General features: G+C 64.1%; 16 protein-coding genes. 8 read left to right on the top strand and 8 right to left on the bottom strand.

Going from position 1 to position 16639, the window contains the following annotated elements; all coding sequences use genetic code 11:
* Window positions 1–53: 53 nt before the first annotated feature.
* On the bottom strand, window positions 54–893 hold the full coding sequence (locus tag SB822_RS03000) for an AraC family transcriptional regulator (RefSeq protein WP_079499852.1): 840 nt from the start codon (window positions 891–893) through the stop codon (window positions 54–56).
* Window positions 894–1110: 217 nt separating this feature from the next.
* Here SB822_RS03000 and rraA point away from each other — a divergent pair, with 217 nt between their 5' ends.
* The gene (gene rraA, locus SB822_RS02995) at window positions 1111–1605 is read left to right on the top strand and encodes a ribonuclease E activity regulator RraA (protein WP_007742226.1); all 495 of its coding nucleotides are present in this window, start codon (window positions 1111–1113) and stop codon (window positions 1603–1605) included.
* Window positions 1606–1653: 48 nt separating this feature from the next.
* On the top strand, window positions 1654–2061 hold the full coding sequence (locus tag SB822_RS02990) for a gamma-glutamylcyclotransferase (RefSeq protein ID WP_007580504.1): 408 nt from the start codon (window positions 1654–1656) through the stop codon (window positions 2059–2061).
* Window positions 2062–2166: 105 nt separating this feature from the next.
* Here the strand turns inward: SB822_RS02990 and aceB are convergent, their stop codons facing one another.
* Together aceB and SB822_RS02980 are read right to left on the bottom strand one after the other, a co-directional pair.
* Complete coding sequence (gene aceB, locus SB822_RS02985; protein WP_090835884.1) at window positions 2167–3759, bottom strand: malate synthase A; 1593 nt, start codon at window positions 3757–3759, stop codon at window positions 2167–2169.
* 73 nt (window positions 3760–3832) lie between these two features.
* Window positions 3833–4621 (bottom strand): haloacid dehalogenase type II, encoded by a 789-nt coding sequence (locus SB822_RS02980; RefSeq protein WP_086910523.1) that lies wholly within the window; start codon window positions 4619–4621, stop codon window positions 3833–3835.
* A gap of 149 nt (window positions 4622–4770) precedes the next feature.
* On the opposite strand from SB822_RS02980, the gene SB822_RS02975 reads away from it, so the two are divergent.
* Complete coding sequence (locus tag SB822_RS02975) at window positions 4771–5673, top strand: LysR family transcriptional regulator (protein WP_090835840.1); 903 nt, start codon at window positions 4771–4773, stop codon at window positions 5671–5673.
* 253 nt (window positions 5674–5926) lie between these two features.
* Window positions 5927–6361, top strand: coding sequence for a universal stress protein (locus SB822_RS02970; RefSeq protein ID WP_007580518.1), 435 nt, complete (start codon window positions 5927–5929; stop codon window positions 6359–6361).
* 314 nt (window positions 6362–6675) lie between these two features.
* Here the strand turns inward: SB822_RS02970 and aceA are convergent, their stop codons facing one another.
* The 3 genes from aceA to SB822_RS02955 form a co-directional block, all read right to left on the bottom strand.
* A complete protein-coding gene (gene aceA, locus SB822_RS02965) occupies window positions 6676–7983 on the bottom strand; it encodes an isocitrate lyase (RefSeq protein ID WP_007742222.1) in 1308 nt (435 codons plus the stop codon).
* 392 nt (window positions 7984–8375) lie between these two features.
* Window positions 8376–10037 carry a DEAD/DEAH box helicase gene (locus tag SB822_RS02960; RefSeq protein WP_007580522.1) on the bottom strand — a complete coding sequence of 554 codons (1662 nt, stop codon included), beginning with the start codon at window positions 10035–10037 and terminating at the stop codon, window positions 8376–8378.
* Between the two features lie 421 nt (window positions 10038–10458).
* On the bottom strand, window positions 10459–10728 hold the full coding sequence (locus SB822_RS02955) for an acyl-CoA-binding protein (protein WP_086910526.1): 270 nt from the start codon (window positions 10726–10728) through the stop codon (window positions 10459–10461).
* Between the two features lie 170 nt (window positions 10729–10898).
* Between SB822_RS02955 and tsaB the strand changes: the two genes are divergently transcribed.
* From tsaB to SB822_RS02935, 4 genes are read left to right on the top strand one after another with little or no spacing between them, the layout of a single operon-like run.
* The gene (gene tsaB, locus SB822_RS02950) at window positions 10899–11780 is read left to right on the top strand and encodes a tRNA (adenosine(37)-N6)-threonylcarbamoyltransferase complex dimerization subunit type 1 TsaB (RefSeq protein WP_090835838.1); all 882 of its coding nucleotides are present in this window, start codon (window positions 10899–10901) and stop codon (window positions 11778–11780) included.
* Complete coding sequence (gene rimI, locus SB822_RS02945) at window positions 11777–12271, top strand: ribosomal protein S18-alanine N-acetyltransferase (protein ID WP_007580528.1); 495 nt, start codon at window positions 11777–11779, stop codon at window positions 12269–12271. Before tsaB ends, rimI begins: the two co-directional genes overlap by 4 nt.
* Window positions 12258–13283, top strand: coding sequence for a uracil-DNA glycosylase (locus tag SB822_RS02940; protein ID WP_090835837.1), 1026 nt, complete (start codon window positions 12258–12260; stop codon window positions 13281–13283). Before rimI ends, SB822_RS02940 begins: the two co-directional genes overlap by 14 nt.
* Complete coding sequence (locus tag SB822_RS02935) at window positions 13280–14260, top strand: DUF1853 family protein (RefSeq protein ID WP_090835836.1); 981 nt, start codon at window positions 13280–13282, stop codon at window positions 14258–14260. Before SB822_RS02940 ends, SB822_RS02935 begins: the two co-directional genes overlap by 4 nt.
* 22 nt (window positions 14261–14282) lie before the next feature.
* On the opposite strand, the gene thiD is transcribed toward SB822_RS02935, so the two are convergent.
* Both thiD and lplT read right to left on the bottom strand, forming a co-directional pair.
* Window positions 14283–15089 (bottom strand): bifunctional hydroxymethylpyrimidine kinase/phosphomethylpyrimidine kinase, encoded by an 807-nt coding sequence (gene thiD, locus SB822_RS02930; protein WP_007580534.1) that lies wholly within the window; start codon window positions 15087–15089, stop codon window positions 14283–14285.
* A gap of 96 nt (window positions 15090–15185) precedes the next feature.
* The gene (gene lplT / locus SB822_RS02925) at window positions 15186–16493 is read right to left on the bottom strand and encodes a lysophospholipid transporter LplT (RefSeq protein ID WP_007580536.1); all 1308 of its coding nucleotides are present in this window, start codon (window positions 16491–16493) and stop codon (window positions 15186–15188) included.
* Window positions 16494–16639 lie beyond the last annotated feature (146 nt).

The following is a 16639-nucleotide window of genomic DNA, read 5'->3' as shown; positions in this document are numbered from 1 at the left end:
ACGTTGCGAGCGCATCGACTGCGTGTTCCCGTTCGTGGCGGCAGCCCGTTTCATCAACTCTGATCGTCCTGATCGTCGTCTTCGTCCCGGTCCCGTTCGTCACGCCTATGCTCCGGGCCCCGCACCATGAATGCCCGCGGACTTTCGCCAAACGCGCGCCGGAACATCGCGGAAAACGCACTCTGACTCTGGTAACCCAGCTCCCGCGCGACATGCGACAGCGGCCGCCCCTGACTGAGTAAGGGGATCGCGCGGGCCAGCACGGCTTGCTGACGCCATTGCGAAAAGCTCACCCCAAGTTCCTGACGAAAAAGCCGCGCGATCGTGCGCGTGCTCGCGCCGACCGTCGACGCCCATCGCTCCAGTGAATCCGTATTCGAGGGATCGGCAAGCACCGCCTCACACAATGCACGTAGACGTTTTTCCGTCGGCATCGGCACGGACAGCGGCAAAGGCTGCGACCGGGTGATTTCGTCGAGTGCCAGCGAGCCGAGCAGGCGTTCGCGGTCAGGTGGCAAGCCGGGCGTGTCCAGCGAGGCAATGACCTCGCGCAGCAGCCCCGACACTTCGACCACCCGGCACGCGTCCAGTCCCGGCGGCACGACTGTCTCGTTAACGTATAGCGTTCGCAGAAACGCCTCTTCGACGATGGTCACTTCATGCAGCACATACGGCGGCACCCAGATTGCGCGTGACGGCGGCACCATCCACGTCGTGCCGAACGTGCCCACCCGCAGTACGCCGCGCGACGCATACGCGACTTGCGCCCACGCGTGCGTGTGCCGCGCGATGCGTACGCCAGCGGGCATGGGCCGCGAGCGCACGCGGATAGGATGCGTCGGCGTGGGCGCGAACTCCGGCGGAATGTCGGCGAAATCGACGCGCGTCGACATTTCGGCAGACGCTTTCGATGCGGACGGCGTCGAGCGGGTAGTTGAGCGGGCAGCTTCAGTCATGGCGTAACGGAGTGGGCGGCAGCGAATCTGCCGCATGACGATTGTCATTGTAGGGTCGCGCAGGTGATCCGAACATTGGCCGAATGGACGATGCGACATCGAAGAAATGGCGCGGCATAATGCACCGGATTCCTTTCGCCGACGGGAGAAGCTCATGAACTTTGCCACAGCCGACTTGTGCGACGCGCACGAAGATCAGCTCGCCGCAGGTACGTTGCGCGTGCTCGATCCTGTATTCAGCCGTTTCGGGCGCGCGTCATGTTTTGGCGGCGAGGCTGTCACGCTCAAGGTGTTCGAAGACAACACGCTGGTGCGCGCGACGCTCGAAGAAAAAGGCGCGGGCCGTGTGCTGGTGATCGACGGCGGCGGCAGTCTGCGTTGCGCGCTGGTCGGCGGCAATCTGGGCAAGCTTGGCGAGAAAAATGGCTGGGCGGGCCTCGTCGTGTTCGGTTGCGTGCGCGACGTGCTGGAACTGAACGAATGCAACATTGGTGTCGTCGCGCTCGCGACCCATCCGCAGCGCAGCGAGAAGCGCGGCGGCGGAGAGCGCGATGTGCCCGTGCGTTTGCCCGGCTCGGCCGTGCGGCCGGGCGAATGGGTGTATGCGGACAGCGACGGCGTGCTGGTGGCGAGCGCGCCGCTCCTGTAAAGCCTCAAGTGATGAATGGATGTTGTCTGGAAGGAGGGTAGTGAACTGATGCAAAACGTCTTTGTATATGGCACCTTGCGTGCTGGTGAGATCAATGACATCGGCGCCGCGGCGGCGCGCAACGATATCGCTTCGCCGACGCTGGTCGGTTCGGCCACCTTGCGGGGCCGTCTGTTCGATTTCGGCGCCTACCCGGGCCTCGTGCCCGACGCCGCCGGCGTTCACGTGCGCGGCGACGTCTACGCGATCGACGACGAGCTCGTCGCCGTGCTCGATGAGATCGAGCAGGTGTATCCGGGCATCGAGGGTCTGTTCATGCCGCGTGAAGTGACCGTCGATGTCGAAGGCACGCCCGTCACGTGCCGTTACTATCCCGTGCAGCGGGACGCTGTCAAAGGGCTGCCTGAGATACGCAGTGGCGATTGGGTCGAGCACCGGCGTTCGAACGGGCGCTGAGGCCAGCGCCGCAATCGGCAAAACGCAGTCGAAAAAAGAATGGCCCAGCAGGCATGACGCCCGCCAGGCCATCCCGGTCGGTCAACCATCGAGCAGTTGTGTTGCTCAGAGTTCTTCGTAAAGCGGCAGCGTCAGGAACTCGGTGAAATTCTCCGACGTCGACATGTCGCTAAAGATCTTTGCGGCGCGATTGTACGGTTTTGTATCGCCGGTAATCGCGGCCTTCACCTTGTCCAGTTCCTGTGCCGTCAGGTCGCGCACGAGTTCGGCCGTTACCTTGCGGCCATCGTCGAGCTTGCCCTTCGGCGAGCGAATCCACTGCCACACTTGCGAGCGCGAGATTTCCGCCGTTGCCGCGTCTTCCATCAGGTTGTGAATTGGGACGCAGCCATTGCCCGCGAGCCACGAGCCGAGGTAGTGAATGCCGACGTTGATGTTGTTGCGCAATCCTGCCTCGGTGATGGGCGCTTCGGGACGGAAGTCGAGCAGATCCTTGCCCGTCACCTGCACATCGACGCGTTGCTTGCCGATCTGGTTTGGCTTGTCGCCGAGCACCTTCACGAACTCTTCCATCGCGATGGGCACGAGTCCCGGGTGCGCGACCCAGCCGCCGTCGTAGCCGTCCGTCGCGTCGCGCGCCTTGTCCGAGCGCACGCCTGCCATTGCCTTGTCGTTCGCGGCCGCATCGCCCTTGATCGGAATCAGCGCGCTCATGCCGCCGATGGCAGGCGCGTTGCGGCGGTGGCACGTCTTCAGAAGTTGCAACGCGTACGCACGCATGAACGGCACCGTCATCGTGATCTGCGAACGGTCGGCCAAACAGAAGTCCTTGTCGTTCTTGAACTTCTTGATCGCCGAGAAGATGTAGTCCCAACGCCCAGCGTTCAGCCCGGAGCTGTGTTCACGCAATTCGTACAGGATCTCATCCATTTCGAACGCAGCCAGGATCGTTTCGATCAGCACGGTCGCGCGAATCGTGCCGCGCGGCACATCCACGGCTTCCTGCGCGGCGACGAAGATGTCGTTCCACAGACGCGCTTCGAGATGGCTCTCCAGCTTCGGCAGATAGAAGTAGGGGCCCGTGCCGTGTGACAGTTGCTCCTTCGCGTTGTGATGCAGGAACAGCGCGAAGTCGAAGATGCCGCCCGACACGCGCTGGCCATCGACGCTCACATGTTTCTCGTCGAGATGCCAGCCGCGCGGACGCACGATCAGCGTCGCAATTTTGTCGTTCAGCGTGTACGACTTGCCGTTCTGCTCCAGCGAGATCGTGCGGCGCACCGCTTCCTTCAGATTGATATGGCCGGTGATCTGGTTGTCCCAGCTCGGCGCATTCGAATCCTCGAAGTCGGTCATGTACGAATCCGCGCCCGAGTTCAGCGCGTTGATGATCATCTTGCGATCGACGGGACCCGTGATCTCGACGCGGCGGCATTGCAGATCCTGCGGCAGCGGGGCGATCGTCCAGTCGCCTTCGCGGATGCTCTTCGTTTCGGCGAGAAAATCCGGGCGCTCGCCCGCGTCGAGACGTTGCGCACGTTCAGTGCGCGCTTTCAGCAGTTTCTGGCGACGCGGCTCGAACGTCCGGTGCAGGCTGGCGACGAGTTCGAGCGCTTGCGGCGTCAGAATCGCTTCGAAGCCGGGCTTGATGTCGCCGGTGATGGTCATGCCCTGCGGGAGCGACAACGTGTTCGCCATGATTTCTCCTTGGTCGGTCAGTTTCAAAAATGCGTGGTGATGCAATTGCAATGCGTCGCCGGGTTCGAAGCCGTCATGCGTCAGGGCTGTGGCGCGTGCGGCTGCTTGTTTCCCGTTTCGCTGGTTTTCCGGACGACGTCCGGTGTTCGATAAACGTCATCAAATCGCTCATGCTCCTGCCTGTGCCGTGCGGCGTGACGCCGAGTTCTTCGGCGGGCGCGCCCAGGCGGTTGAGCCAGAACACGGTGTAGCCGAACCAGTTCGCGCCGCTCGCGTCCCAGCCGTTCGACGACACGAACACGATCTCGCGCGCGGCCGCGCCGAACGCCTGCGTGCCGAGCGCATAGGTCGCGGGTGCCGGCTTGAACGCGCGCACGGCGTCCACCGACAGCACGTGATCGAACAGTCCGGACATGCCCGCACTCTTCACCGCGATGTCGAGCATCTGCGGATTGCCGTTCGACAGGATCGCGAGACCGATCGGCTCGTTGCGCCCCGCTGTACGCACGTCGCGCAATTGGCGCAACGCGGGCAGCACATCGGGAAACGCGGACAGACATGCGTATTCGTCCATCAGGCGTTTTTCGCCGGCCGCGTTCAACGCGAGGCCGAGCTTGCGCGCGGAGAAACGCAGCGCGTCGAGCGTGATGTTCCAGAATGGCTCGTAGCGCGCACCGGCGGGATCGGAGGCCGTGCGCAGCTGCGTGTATTCGATCTGTTTTTGCCGCCACAACTGCGAAAGCGCATCGCCGTGGCCCGGAAACATCTGCTCCGCGGCAGCGACGACGGAATGCACGTCGAACAGCGTGCCGTATGCGTCGAAAATCACTGCCTTGGGGAAGAGTGTCGTTGTGGCCGACATTGCCGTGCGCTCCATCAGAGGTCAGGATCGATTCTATTCGTGACGGCTTGTGCTAAAAAAGACTCTAAAGATCACTTGATCTTTTACTTTCATCAACCTAATCTGACGCGACCTCTTATTCGTGCGCGATCGACGCGCCATCATCCGCCGTGGACCGCTTCAAACAGATCGAGACTTTCGTGACCGTCGCGGCGCGCGGCAGCCTGTCGGCGGCGGCGCAGTCCGAAGGCGTCGCGCCCGCGATCATCGGACGCCGCATCGACGCGCTCGAGGAGCGGCTCGGCGTCAAGCTGCTCGTGCGCACCACGCGCCGCATCACGCTGACCTACGAAGGCTCGGCGTTTCTGGAAGACTGTCAGCGCATCATTCACGACATGCAGAACGCCGAGGCGAGCGTGTCGGCGGGCGGCGTGAAGGCGAGCGGCCATCTGCGCTTGTCGGCGCCCGCAGGATTCGGGCGACGGCACGTCGCGCCGCTGGTGCCCGCGTTCACCGTCGCGCATCCCGACGTATCGATCTCTCTCGATCTGTCCGATCGCATGGTCGATCTCGTTAACGAAGGGTTCGACTGCGCGATACGGCTTGGTGAATTGCCTGATTCGTCGCTGGTCTCGTTGAGACTCGGTGAGAACAAGCGCGTATGCGTCGCATCGCCGACTTACCTTGCACACCGCCCGGCACCGCAGACACTCGCCGATCTCGCGCATCACAACTGTCTCGCACTCGGCGCAAGCGCGAACCAGCAGCGCGGCTGGGTGTTCCAGCAGGGCGACAATGTCGTCACGATCAAGGTGTCGGGCACGATGGAATGCTCGGACGGTGCGGTGCTCCACGAATGGTGTCTGGAAGGCCATGGGCTCGCGTGGCGCTCGTGGTGGGAAGTCGGCATGGATATCGCGGCGGGGCGCCTTGTCAGCGTGCTCGACGATTTCGCCGCGCCGCCCATCGGCATTCACGCGGTGTTTCCCCAGCGGCGGCATCTGCCGTTGCGCGTGCGTCTTTATCTCGATTTCCTCAAGCATACGTACGGCAATCCCGCATATTGGGGCTGAGCGCGGCGCGCGCCGAGCTGCGAAGTCCGGATCGCGCGCGGGTTTCCGATATGCGGACATGCCCGCACGCGCCGCTTGCGCGACTTTTCGGCGCACTACAATCGTTCTGACAGCCCGCCGCGCGGCATCGCGACCGCTGCGGCGCAGGCGGTTGCACGCGCATGCGGGCATTCGCGTTCCTGCTCGCCAGGTTGCGAGGCCGCGAATGGCATGTGCGCGCATTCCACACCTGCAGTCGACGACGGAGGGCACCATGTTCAAGCACATCCTCGTTCCGACGGATGGTTCGGACCTGTCGAAGAAGGCGATCGACGGCGCAATCGATCTCGCCCAGGCCGTCGGCGCGCGCGTGACTGCGTACGCGTGCCTGCCGCAATATCCGTACTCGCCGTTTTCCGAAGTCGTGATCGAGCCGCCCGTGGACTTCCAGGACCGCAGCGAGCGCGAGGCGCGCCAGCATCTGCAGGAAGTCGAGGAGGCCGCGCGCGGCGCGGGTGTCGAATGCACGAGCCAGACGAGCGTGCATCCGTCGCCGTATCTGGGCATCATCGAAGCGGCCGAGTCGGGCGGTTGTGACGTGATCTTCATGGCGTCGCATGGGCGGCGTGGCCTCGGCAGTCTGCTGATCGGCAGCGAGACGCAGCGCGTGCTCACGCATACGAAAATTCCGGTGATCGTCTATCGGTGATAGGCGGTTTCGGCCGCGTTCTTTGCGGATGCCGGGTCTTCACCCGGTGTGTCTAAAAAAACGCGCGCCGGCGGATAGCCAGCGCGCGATTTGTTACAGCAGAAGCCCGATGTGGCTTGCCGTCGAGTGTGTCTTTTAAGGTCTCTCTCAGGTTCGTCTCATTCATATCGGGCGTCATGGACAGACCGCCCGACCTTCCTCCCTGGAAGTGATGGAAACCGGCCCTCTGCGGGGCCGTTTTTCATGGTGCTGCGAGTGAGAGGCGCGTATCTTCCCGCCGCTGAATTCGCCGACGTCGGACGACGTCAGACGTTTCAGGCGACCTTCTTGTTGTCGAAGAACTGTTCGTCTTCCGTCGAGCCGTGCAGGGCCGTCGTCGACGCATCGCGCTCAACGGTCTGCGTGACGGCGTCGAAGTAGCCCGTACCGACTTCGCGCTGGTGCTTCACGGCCGTGAAGCCCTTTTCGGCAGCGGCGAACTCGGCCTGCTGCAGTTCGACGAACGCACTCATCTGCTGGCGCGCGTAGCCGTGCGCGAGGTTGAACATCGAGTAGTTCAGCGCGTGGAAGCCGGCGAGCGTGATGAACTGGAACTTGTAGCCCATCGCGCCGAGTTCCTTCTGGAACTTGGCGATCGTCGCGTCGTCGAGGTTCTTCTTCCAGTTGAACGACGGCGAGCAGTTGTACGACAGCATCTTGCCCGGGAATTCCTTGTGAATCGCTTCGGCGAATTTCTTCGCGTATTCGAGATCCGGCTTGCCCGTCTCGCACCAGATCAGATCGGCGTACGGCGCATACGCGAGACCGCGCGACACAGCCTGGTCGAGGCCCGGCTTCGTGCGGTAGAAACCTTCCACCGTGCGCTCGCCTGTGAGGAACGGCTTGTCGTTGTCATCGACGTCCGACGTGATCAGATCAGCGGCTTCCGCGTCGGTGCGGGCGATCAGCACGGTCGGCACGCCGCACACGTCGGCGGCCAGGCGCGCGGCCGTCAGCTTCGCGACGTTTTCGCGCGTCGGCACGAGCACCTTGCCGCCCATGTGGCCGCACTTCTTGACGGACGCCAGCTGGTCTTCGAAGTGCACGCCCGCCGCGCCCGCTTCGATCATCGCCTTCATCAGCTCGAACGCGTTCAGCACGCCGCCGAAACCGGCTTCCGCGTCCGCGACGATCGGCGCGAAGTAATCGATATAACCTTCGTCGCCGGGATTCTTGCCTTCCGACCATTGGATCTGGTCAGCGCGCGTGAGCGTGTTGTTGATGCGCTTCACGACGAGCGGCACCGAGTTCGCCGGATACAGCGACTGGTCGGGATACATTTCGCCCGCTACGTTGGCATCGCCAGCAACCTGCCAGCCCGACAGATAGATCGCCTTCAGGCCGGCCTTGACCTGCTGCATCGCCTGATTGCCCGTCAGCGCACCGAGCGCGTTGACGAACGGCTGTTCGTGCATGTCATTCCACAGCTTCTCGGCACCGTGGCGGGCGATCGTGTGCTCGGCTTGCAGCGAGCCACGCAGGCGAACGACGTCTTCCGCAGTAAAGCTGCGCTTGATGCCCTTCCAGCGGCTGTCCGTTTCCCATTGTTGTTGAAGCTGCTTTGCCTGGTCGTTGCGCGTCATGGTGTGCTCCTTTTGCCTTGTAAGAGGGTTCGGTGGACTCGTGACCTCCGCGAAGCGAGACCGCCGAAGGCGTTTCGTTTCGTGAAGTCTTATATAAGAGTCTAGGCGCAAGGCGTTGGGCGGAACAGACACCATCAAGGCTTTTTCGGCGATTTTTACATTATATTTTTCAACGAGTTATACGGCTCGTTTCGCAATGAGAAATGTAATTTTCCATGTTGCAACAGCGCCTGTTGTGCCGTGCAACACGATTTTTTACGACGCAAAAAAATTTTTCGCATCGTGAAATGGCGGTGGGGGCGAAAAAAAACCGACGCCGGAGCGTCGGTTTTTCGGGATGCGGCGGATCTGCCCGCATGAGTCAGGCGCCGTGTGAGGCGCCTGCGCGACATTTAGTCGCCGCGGCGCGTGTTGCGCGGGCCGTCGTTGCGGCGAGCACCGAAACCACCGTCGCGCGAGAAACCGCCTTCGCGATTGCCGCCACGATAACCGCCTTCGCGGTTGCCACCGCCGAAGCCGCCTTCACGCGAACCGCCCGCCGGCTTGTTGTTGCCCCAGCTGCGACCACCGCCGCTGCCGGCTTCGCGCGGCGCGCCGTAGCCGCCGCCATTGCCGCCGCCGTTGCCGTCACGCGAACCACCATAGCCCGGCTTGCCGCCGCCGCTGCCGAAGCGTCGGCCGCCATTGCCGCCGCCCGGACGGCCACGGCCGCCGCCGAAACCGCCGCGACCGTTAGCCGGCGGTGACTTGCGCGGCTCGAAGCCTTCCACAACGTTGACAGGCAGGGGCGAACGCACGAAACGCTCGATGCGCTTCAGCGCGCCCTGTTCGGCGTGATGCACGAGGCTCACCGCGATGCCCGAGCGGCCCGCGCGGCCCGTACGGCCGATACGGTGCACGTAGTCTTCGGCGAACTTCGGCAGATCGTAGTTGAACACGTGCGTGATGCCGGGAATGTCGATACCGCGAGCGGCGACGTCCGTTGCGACCAGCACGCGCACGCGGCGCTCGCGCAGCGCACGGATCGTGCGGTTACGCGCGCCTTGCGGCAGGTCGCCGTGCAGCGCAGCCGATTCGAAACCGGCGTCGGCCAGACGGCCAGCCAGCGAGTCGGCGTCGCTCTTGGTTGCCGTGAAGACGATCGCCTGGTCGAGGCCGTCGGCGCGCAGAAGATGGTCGAGCAGGCGATCCTTATGATCGCGGTCGTCGACGTAATGCACCGTTTGCGCGATGTTGGTGCGCTGTTCCATACGCTGGACGATCTCGATACGCTCCGGATCCTTCAGCAGACGGCCCGTCAGCGAACCGATCTTGCCGTCGAGCGTGGCCGAGAACAGCATCGTTTGACGCGTGGCGGGCGTCGCGGCGACGATCGTCTCGATGTCGTCGATGAAGCCCATGTCGAGCATGCGGTCGGCTTCGTCGAGCACCAGCATCTGCAGTTGCGACAGGTCGATACGGCCGCGCTCCAGATGGTCGAGCAGACGGCCCGGCGTGGCGACCAGGATTTCGGGGTTCTTCGCCAGCAGCATCAGCTGCTGGCCATACGCAACACCGCCGAGAATGCTGACCGTACGCAGGCGCTTCAGGTGCTTGCCGTACGTGGACGCTGCCGTCGTCACCTGCATCGCGAGTTCGCGAGTCGGCGTGAGGACCAGCAGGCTGGGACGCGCGACGGGCATCGGACGGCGGCCACGGCCACCCGCTGCGTTGCTTTCGCGCGATTCACGCGGTTGGCTGGCGAGGGTTATCTGAAGCTGCGCGAAACGCTCGATGGCGGGCAGCATGAACGCCGCCGTCTTGCCCGAACCCGTCGGGCTCGACACCAGCAGATCGCGGCCCGCAATGCCGGCGGGGATGGCGCGCTGCTGGACGGGCGTCGGCGTCTTGTAGCCGGCAGCCGTCAGCGCGGAGACGATATCCGCCGACAGACCCAGCTCAGCGAACGTCGGGCCTTCAGCTTCAACGGCTTGCACGGCCGTTTCCGGCGTGTCGAGACCGAGGGCTTGTTCGGCGATGGCGTTCAGCGGGCTGGTGGTATTGCTCGAAGTCATGAGAATCCTTGAAACATGGGAAGTAACACGTCGGCGCCAATCGGCATACCCAAGTCGTCGGATTCAGCGAGCAAAAAAGCAGCGAGCAAATCGAAAAACGGGGGCAACTCGCAACAATGAAGGCGAGTTTCTCGTTAGAAGCTGTATCGAATGCGACATGCCGGAATTGGCGTGCCGCCAGCCTGGACTTGACGGCCCGTAGGGCCATGCAGGAGGGGACAGGTTCTAAACTGGATTGGAGCAAAACGCTACGAGACGCTTTTCCGCAGCGTCGCCGGACCATGCCGGACATAAGCGGTGAAGCGCAGCCAGCATTATACCGATTTTTGCTGCACCGCGCCACCATTAAGAACTTTCCGAATTAAAGGGGCTAATTCGTGAGAAGAATGAAAGCTTAGCCGCGCCTTCAACGCGTTTCGTATCAGGCCGCCGTACCGTTTTTCAGCGATTCGACCAGCTCGACATATTGCTGACGCGCTGTTTCCTGCGGCGTGCCTTGCAGCGCGGCCCACGCATCGTACTTGTACTTGCCGACGATATCCGTGAAGCCGGGCTTGTCGCCGTGCACGTCGCCTTCGGTGGCCTGCTTGAAGAGCGCGTACAGGCGCAGCAGCGTGAGATTGCCCGGACGCTCCGGCAGTTGCTTCACGTCTTCCTGTGCCTTGGCGAAGAGACCGTCCGCGTCGCTCATCAGATTCTCCATGCTTTATTCGAGATAGGGCGTCGATCATAACAAGCGATGCGCGGCGCGCGGCCCCGGGAGGCTGGAGCGATTCTTCCAAACGCCGCGCGCGGCTGTTGAGCACGCGCAGGGTTTTGTTCGCATCCGGCGATGCAGGGTGCCGCATTACAATAGCGGTCATGACGAAAATCGTGCTGCTTGCCCTCGATACTTCGACCGAATTCTGCTCGGTCGCACTCCTGTCCGCCGAATCCGCCGACGATACGTCATCGGCCGATGCGGACGCGCCTGCGCCCGCACCGCGCGTGTGGACGCGTCACGAAGCGACGGGCGCCGTCTCCAGCACGCGGCTTCTGCCTGCCATTCGCGAACTGTTCGACGAAGCGGGTCTCGCGCTCGCAGACTGCGACGCGATTGCGTTCGGCTCCGGTCCCGGCTCGTTCACGGGTTTGCGCACCGCGACGGGCGTCGCGCAGGGTCTCGCGTTCGGCCTGAATTGCCCGGTGGTGCCGATCGGTACGCTGCTCGCGTGCGCCGAAAGCGTACGGCTGCGCGATCCGTCGGCGACGCGCGTGCTCGCCGCGCTCGACGCCCGCATGGACGAGGTCTATTGGGCGGACTACGCGTGGGACGACGGCGCGGGCGAATGGCGCACGGTGCATCCCGCGTCGCTTGGCGCGCCGGATGCGCTCGCATTGCCGGATCAGCCGTTCACGCTCGCGGGCAATGCCGCAGCCGCCTTTGGCGAGCGTCTTAAGGCGGCGTCGGCGGCGCGCAGCGTTGATCGGGACGCCGTGCCGCACGCATTGCCGGTTGCGTTCGCCGCGCTGCGGGCGTTCCGCGCCGGGCGCACGCTGCCCGCCGACCAGGCCGCGCCGGAGTACATCCGCGACAAGGTCGCGCAGACCACGGAAGAGCGCATGGCCGCGAAGGCTGCGCAAGTGCAGGCAGCGGCAGCGCTGACGGGACAGCCGGGCAACGAGCCCCAGGCCAGTAAAACGGGTAAGTCGGGTAAAACGGGTCAATCGGCCCAAGCCGCGCACGACGAGGGCACGCGATGAGCGGTGTGTTGCTGGCGGACCGCTACATGTCGCCGATGACCGAAGGTGATCTCGATGAGGTCGCTGCCGTCGAAAAGCTCGCCTATGAATTTCCATGGAGCCGGGGCAACTTCGAAGACTCGCTGCGCAACGGCTACTTCGGCATGTGCCTGCGGCACGTGACGGGTACGCTGATCGGCTATTGCGTGCTAATGCCCGTCGTCGATGAAATGCATCTGTTGAATCTGTGTGTCGCGCCCGTGGCGCAGCATGCGGGCGCGGGGCTCGCGCTGCTGCGCGAAGCCGTGCGCGTCACGCACGGCGAAAAGCTCGCGGGCATGCTGCTCGAAGTGCGGCCGTCGAACCATCGCGCGATCAAGCTGTACGAGCGCTTTGGCTTTACGTCGATTGGCCGTCGTAAGAACTATTATCCGGCGCGTCATCGCAGCCGCGAGGACGCCATCGTCATGCGTTTCAGTTTCGTGAAGGAGGGCGCAGATGGCGCTGCATGAATCCGCATTGGAAGAACTCGGCCTGGCGCCGATGTGGGTGCGTCGCGGGATCGGGCAGGGCGCGGCGGTTGGGCAGGCGCCCGAAAGCGCCGCCGATGCCGTGGTGAGCGAAGCGCCGGTTGCGCGCGCCGATAGGGACGCGGCCGGAAGCAACGAAACGGTGCGCGCGCAAGCAACCGGTTCGATCGAAGCGAAATCGGACGCTGCAATGCCGGGCGACATCGTTGAGCCTGCAATCAAACCTGTCGCGCGGGCCGAAGCACAAGGTGCGCATGCACCCGAATCCCGCCGCGCTCCGCCGCCCGTATCGGACGCGCCGCCGCCTTCACCCGACGACGACTTCGCCTGGTTCGACGACCTTCCCGCCGAACCGCCGTCGCATACGTCGGAGATAGAAGCCAACGCGGACAGACCCGCGCAGCCGGCCATCGACACGCTCGACTGGCCCGCGCTCGAAGCCCGCGTATCGGCATGCGAACGCTGCCGCCTGTGCGAGCGGCGCACCAACACGGTGTTCGGCGTCGGCGATCGCGAAGCCGACTGGATGCTGATCGGCGAAGCGCCCGGCGAGAACGAGGACAAGCAGGGCGAGCCGTTCGTCGGCCAGGCGGGCAAGCTGCTCGACAACATGCTGCAATCGCTCGATCTCGCGCGCGGCACGAACGTCTATATCGCGAACGTGATCAAGTGCCGGCCGCCCGGCAACCGCAATCCGGAACCGGACGAAGTCGCGCGCTGCGAGCCGTATCTGCAACGCCAGGTCGCGCTCGTGAAGCCGAAGCTGATCGTGGCGCTCGGGCGCTTCGCCGCGCAGAGCCTGCTGAAGACGGAGGCGAGCATTTCGTCGCTGCGCGGACGCGTTCACGAATACGAAGGTGTGCCCGTGATCGTCACCTACCATCCCGCGTATCTGCTGCGCAGCCTCGGCGACAAGGCGAAGTCCTGGCAGGACCTGTGCCTCGCCCGCGACACCTGGCGCAACGCAGCCGCGCAAGGAGAAGGGCCGAAATGAGTGAAGACGCCGGGCCGACCGCTTCGTTCGATGCGCCGTCAGCGGCCCGGCTCGATGCGCTCGCCGATGCCGCCGTGCGCGATATCGCGTGGCTGCTGTTCAGTCCCGACCTGTTGCGCGCGCAACGGCCACCCGGCGTGCTCGCGACGCCGTTCGAATCGCCCGATGAAGTCGCTGCGTCGCTGGACTGGCTCGAAGCGCAGGACGCCGATCCCGCCGCGTTGCATCGGCATATTGCGGCGGCGCGCTTGACGCGCCTCGGGCGCTACGCCGAGTACCTGCTCGGATGGTTTCTGCAGCAGGGTCCGGCGGCTCGCCTGATCGCGGCGAACGTCGCGTTGCGTCGCGCGGGCGTGACGCTCGGCGAATGCGATTTTCTCGTCGAGACGCAGGCGGGCAGGCGGCTGCATTGGGAACTGGCCGTCAAATGCTATCTGCACGCAGGCGACGGCCGCGGCGAACTGGCCGACTACGTGGGCCCGAATCTGCAGGACCGCTTCGATCTGAAGCTCGCGCATCTGCTCGATCATCAACTGCCGCTCAGTGCGCGCGAAGAGTTTGCGTCACTCGGACATCGCGGTCCGTGGGATCCGCAGATGTTCGTCAAGGGCTGGCTGTTCTATCGGAATGGCCTCGCGGAGCGCGACCCCATCGAAATCGATCCGACACACGCGCGCGGCTGGTGGGCGACGCGCGCTGAGTGGCCGTCGTTTTCCGCCACGCAGGCCGATGCATGGATGCTGCTGCCAAGGCTCGAGTGGCTCGCGCCGCGCGTGCGCGATGGGCGTCACGCGTCGGGCTTCGTATCAGCGGATGCGCTCGCGCAGCAATTCGCGCAACAGACCGGCCCGACGATGGTCGCGGCGTTCGTCGAGCGCGCCGATGGACTGTGGACCGAACGCTCGCGCGGCTTCATCGTGCCCGACGACTGGCCCGAGCGGGCGCAGGCATTTGCGCGCGAGCAGACAGGCCGCTGACAAAGCGCTCAGCGGCTGTGTTTTACCACCAACGATAGAAATGATGCACCGGCCCGACGCCATGACCGACGTCGAGCCGGCCGCTCTGTTCGAGCGCGCCTGTCAACCAGACTTTCGCATCGGCGACGGCACTCGCGAGGTCGTCGCGCTGCGGAATCAGCGCCGCGATCGCCGACGACAGCGAGCAGCCCGTGCCGTGCGTGTTCTTGACGGGCACGCGCGGACCGGCGAGACGCATCGTGCCGCTGTCCTGGATCAGCCAGTCGGGGCTGTCGGCGGCGGCGAGGTGGCCGCCTTTCATCAGCACGGCGCGCGCGCCCAGCTTGCGCAGCGCTTCGCCCTGATCGACCATCGCGGCCTCGTCGGTCGCGCTCGATGTGCCCAGCAGCGCGGCCGCTTCCGGCAGGTTCGGCGTCAGCAGATCGGCGAGCGGCAGCAGTTCGCTGCGCACGGCGTCGACGGCTTCGGGTGCGAGCAGCGCGTGATTGCTCTTCGAGATCATCACGGTATCGAGCACCACATGCTTCGGCTGGTAACGGCGCAGCGCGTCGGCGACGGCGCGCACGATGGCCGCATTGGCCAGCATGCCGATCTTCACCGCGTCGATGCGGATGTCGTCGAACACGGCATCCAGTTGCGCGGTGACGAAGCCGGGGTCGGGCGTGTGGATGGCCGTCACGCCGCGCGTGTTCTGCGCCGTCAATGCCGTGATCACGCTCGCGCCGTACGCGCCGAGCGCCGAGAAAGCCTTGATATCGGCCTGAATGCCGGCGCCGCCACCGGAGTCGGAGCCGGCAATCGTCAGGACGTTGGGAATCGGTCGGGTCATGGAAGAACCTGAAAAGCGGAGCGCGCGTGACGCGCTGGAAGAAGACGGGTGCGCGGCCGCAGCGAAGGTGCGGCAGCGGCGGGTGTCAGTGCCGCGTCAGTGCCGGGCTTCGCCGATCAGCGACACGGAATCGAACGCGCGCTGGTTCGCCTGATGGCGGCGCATCACGAGCCACATCATCACGCACACGAAGGTGCCGAACAGCACGATCACGATCGCGACGGGCACGTCGAGCCACACGAGCACGGCGTACAGGCACAGCATGATGAGTACGGAGAGATTTTCGTTGAAGTTCTGCACGGCGATCGAGTGACCCGCCGACAGCAGCACGTGCCCGCGATGCTGGAGCAGCGCATTCATCGGTACGACGAAGAACCCCGACAGCGCACCGACGATCATCAGGAAGATATAGGCAAAGATCAGATAACCGGGGACGTGCATCTTGCCGAAGTAAAAGCCCCAGTGCGACGGGAACATATGCTTCGTATAGAAAGCCATCAGCATCACGGCGATGCCCATGATGATGCCGACGGGCAGCACCGACAGCGACTTCTTCAACGGCACGCGCGCGGCGGCGATCATCGCGCCCGCCGCGACGCCCACGGCGACCACGGCCTGCAGGATCGCGCCTTCCGACAGCGACATGCCGAGCGACACTTCCGCCCACTTCAGCACGATGAATTGCAGCGTCGCGCCCGCACCCCAGAACAGCGTCGTGACGGCGAGCGAAATCTGGCCGAGCTTGTCGCGCCACAGCACGACAAAGCAGTCGGCGAAATCAGTGATGAGCTTGATCGGTCCGTGCGCCTGGCGCGGATAGCGGGCGCCCGTGTCGGGAATGCGCAGATTGAAGAGCGCGGCAATGATGTAGATCAGGATGATGATGAGCATCGCGGCTTCCGCCGGCGTATGGATCGCGGACGGCGTGTGCTTGATGACGTGCGATGCAATATGCGGGCTGATCAGTGCGCCGCCGAGCACGGTGCCGAGAATGATCGAGCCGACGGTCGTGCCTTCAATCCAGCCGTTCGCGGCGACGAGGCGGTCAGGCGGCAGCAGCTCGGTGAGAATGCCGTATTTGGCGGGCGAGTAGGCGGCGGCGCCAAAGCCGACGATGCCGTACGCCAGCAGCGGATGCGCGCCGATCAGCATCGTGAGGCAACCGACCACCTTGATCGTATTGGTCACGAACATCACACGGCCCTTCGGACGGGAGTCCGCGAAGGCGCCGACAAAAGCCGCGAGCACGACGTACGACAGCACAAAAAACAGCTTGAGCAGCGGCGTCATCCAGTTCGGGGCGTGAAGATCTTTCAGCAGTGCAATAGCAGCGATCAGAAGCGCATTGTCGGCCAGCGACGAAAAAAACTGCGCGGCCATAATGGTGTAAAAACCTTTTTTCATCTGATGCGATGCTTTCCTCGCTGCGGTCTGTCCGCCCCGGCCGTGAGGTGTGCGTCCGGGCTTATTCCGTTCGAAATGGGTTGTGCGCACGGCTTTATATCACGAAAATAGCCGAATCCCGACTAGCAGAATCCTTGATCGCATTG

The organism is Paraburkholderia sp. SIMBA_054, from assembly GCF_046534875.1.
GTDB lineage: Bacteria > Pseudomonadota > Gammaproteobacteria > Burkholderiales > Burkholderiaceae > Paraburkholderia > Paraburkholderia hospita.
The sequence above is the reverse complement of the archived record's forward strand: the minus strand, read 5'-3'. Positions and strand labels throughout refer to the sequence as shown.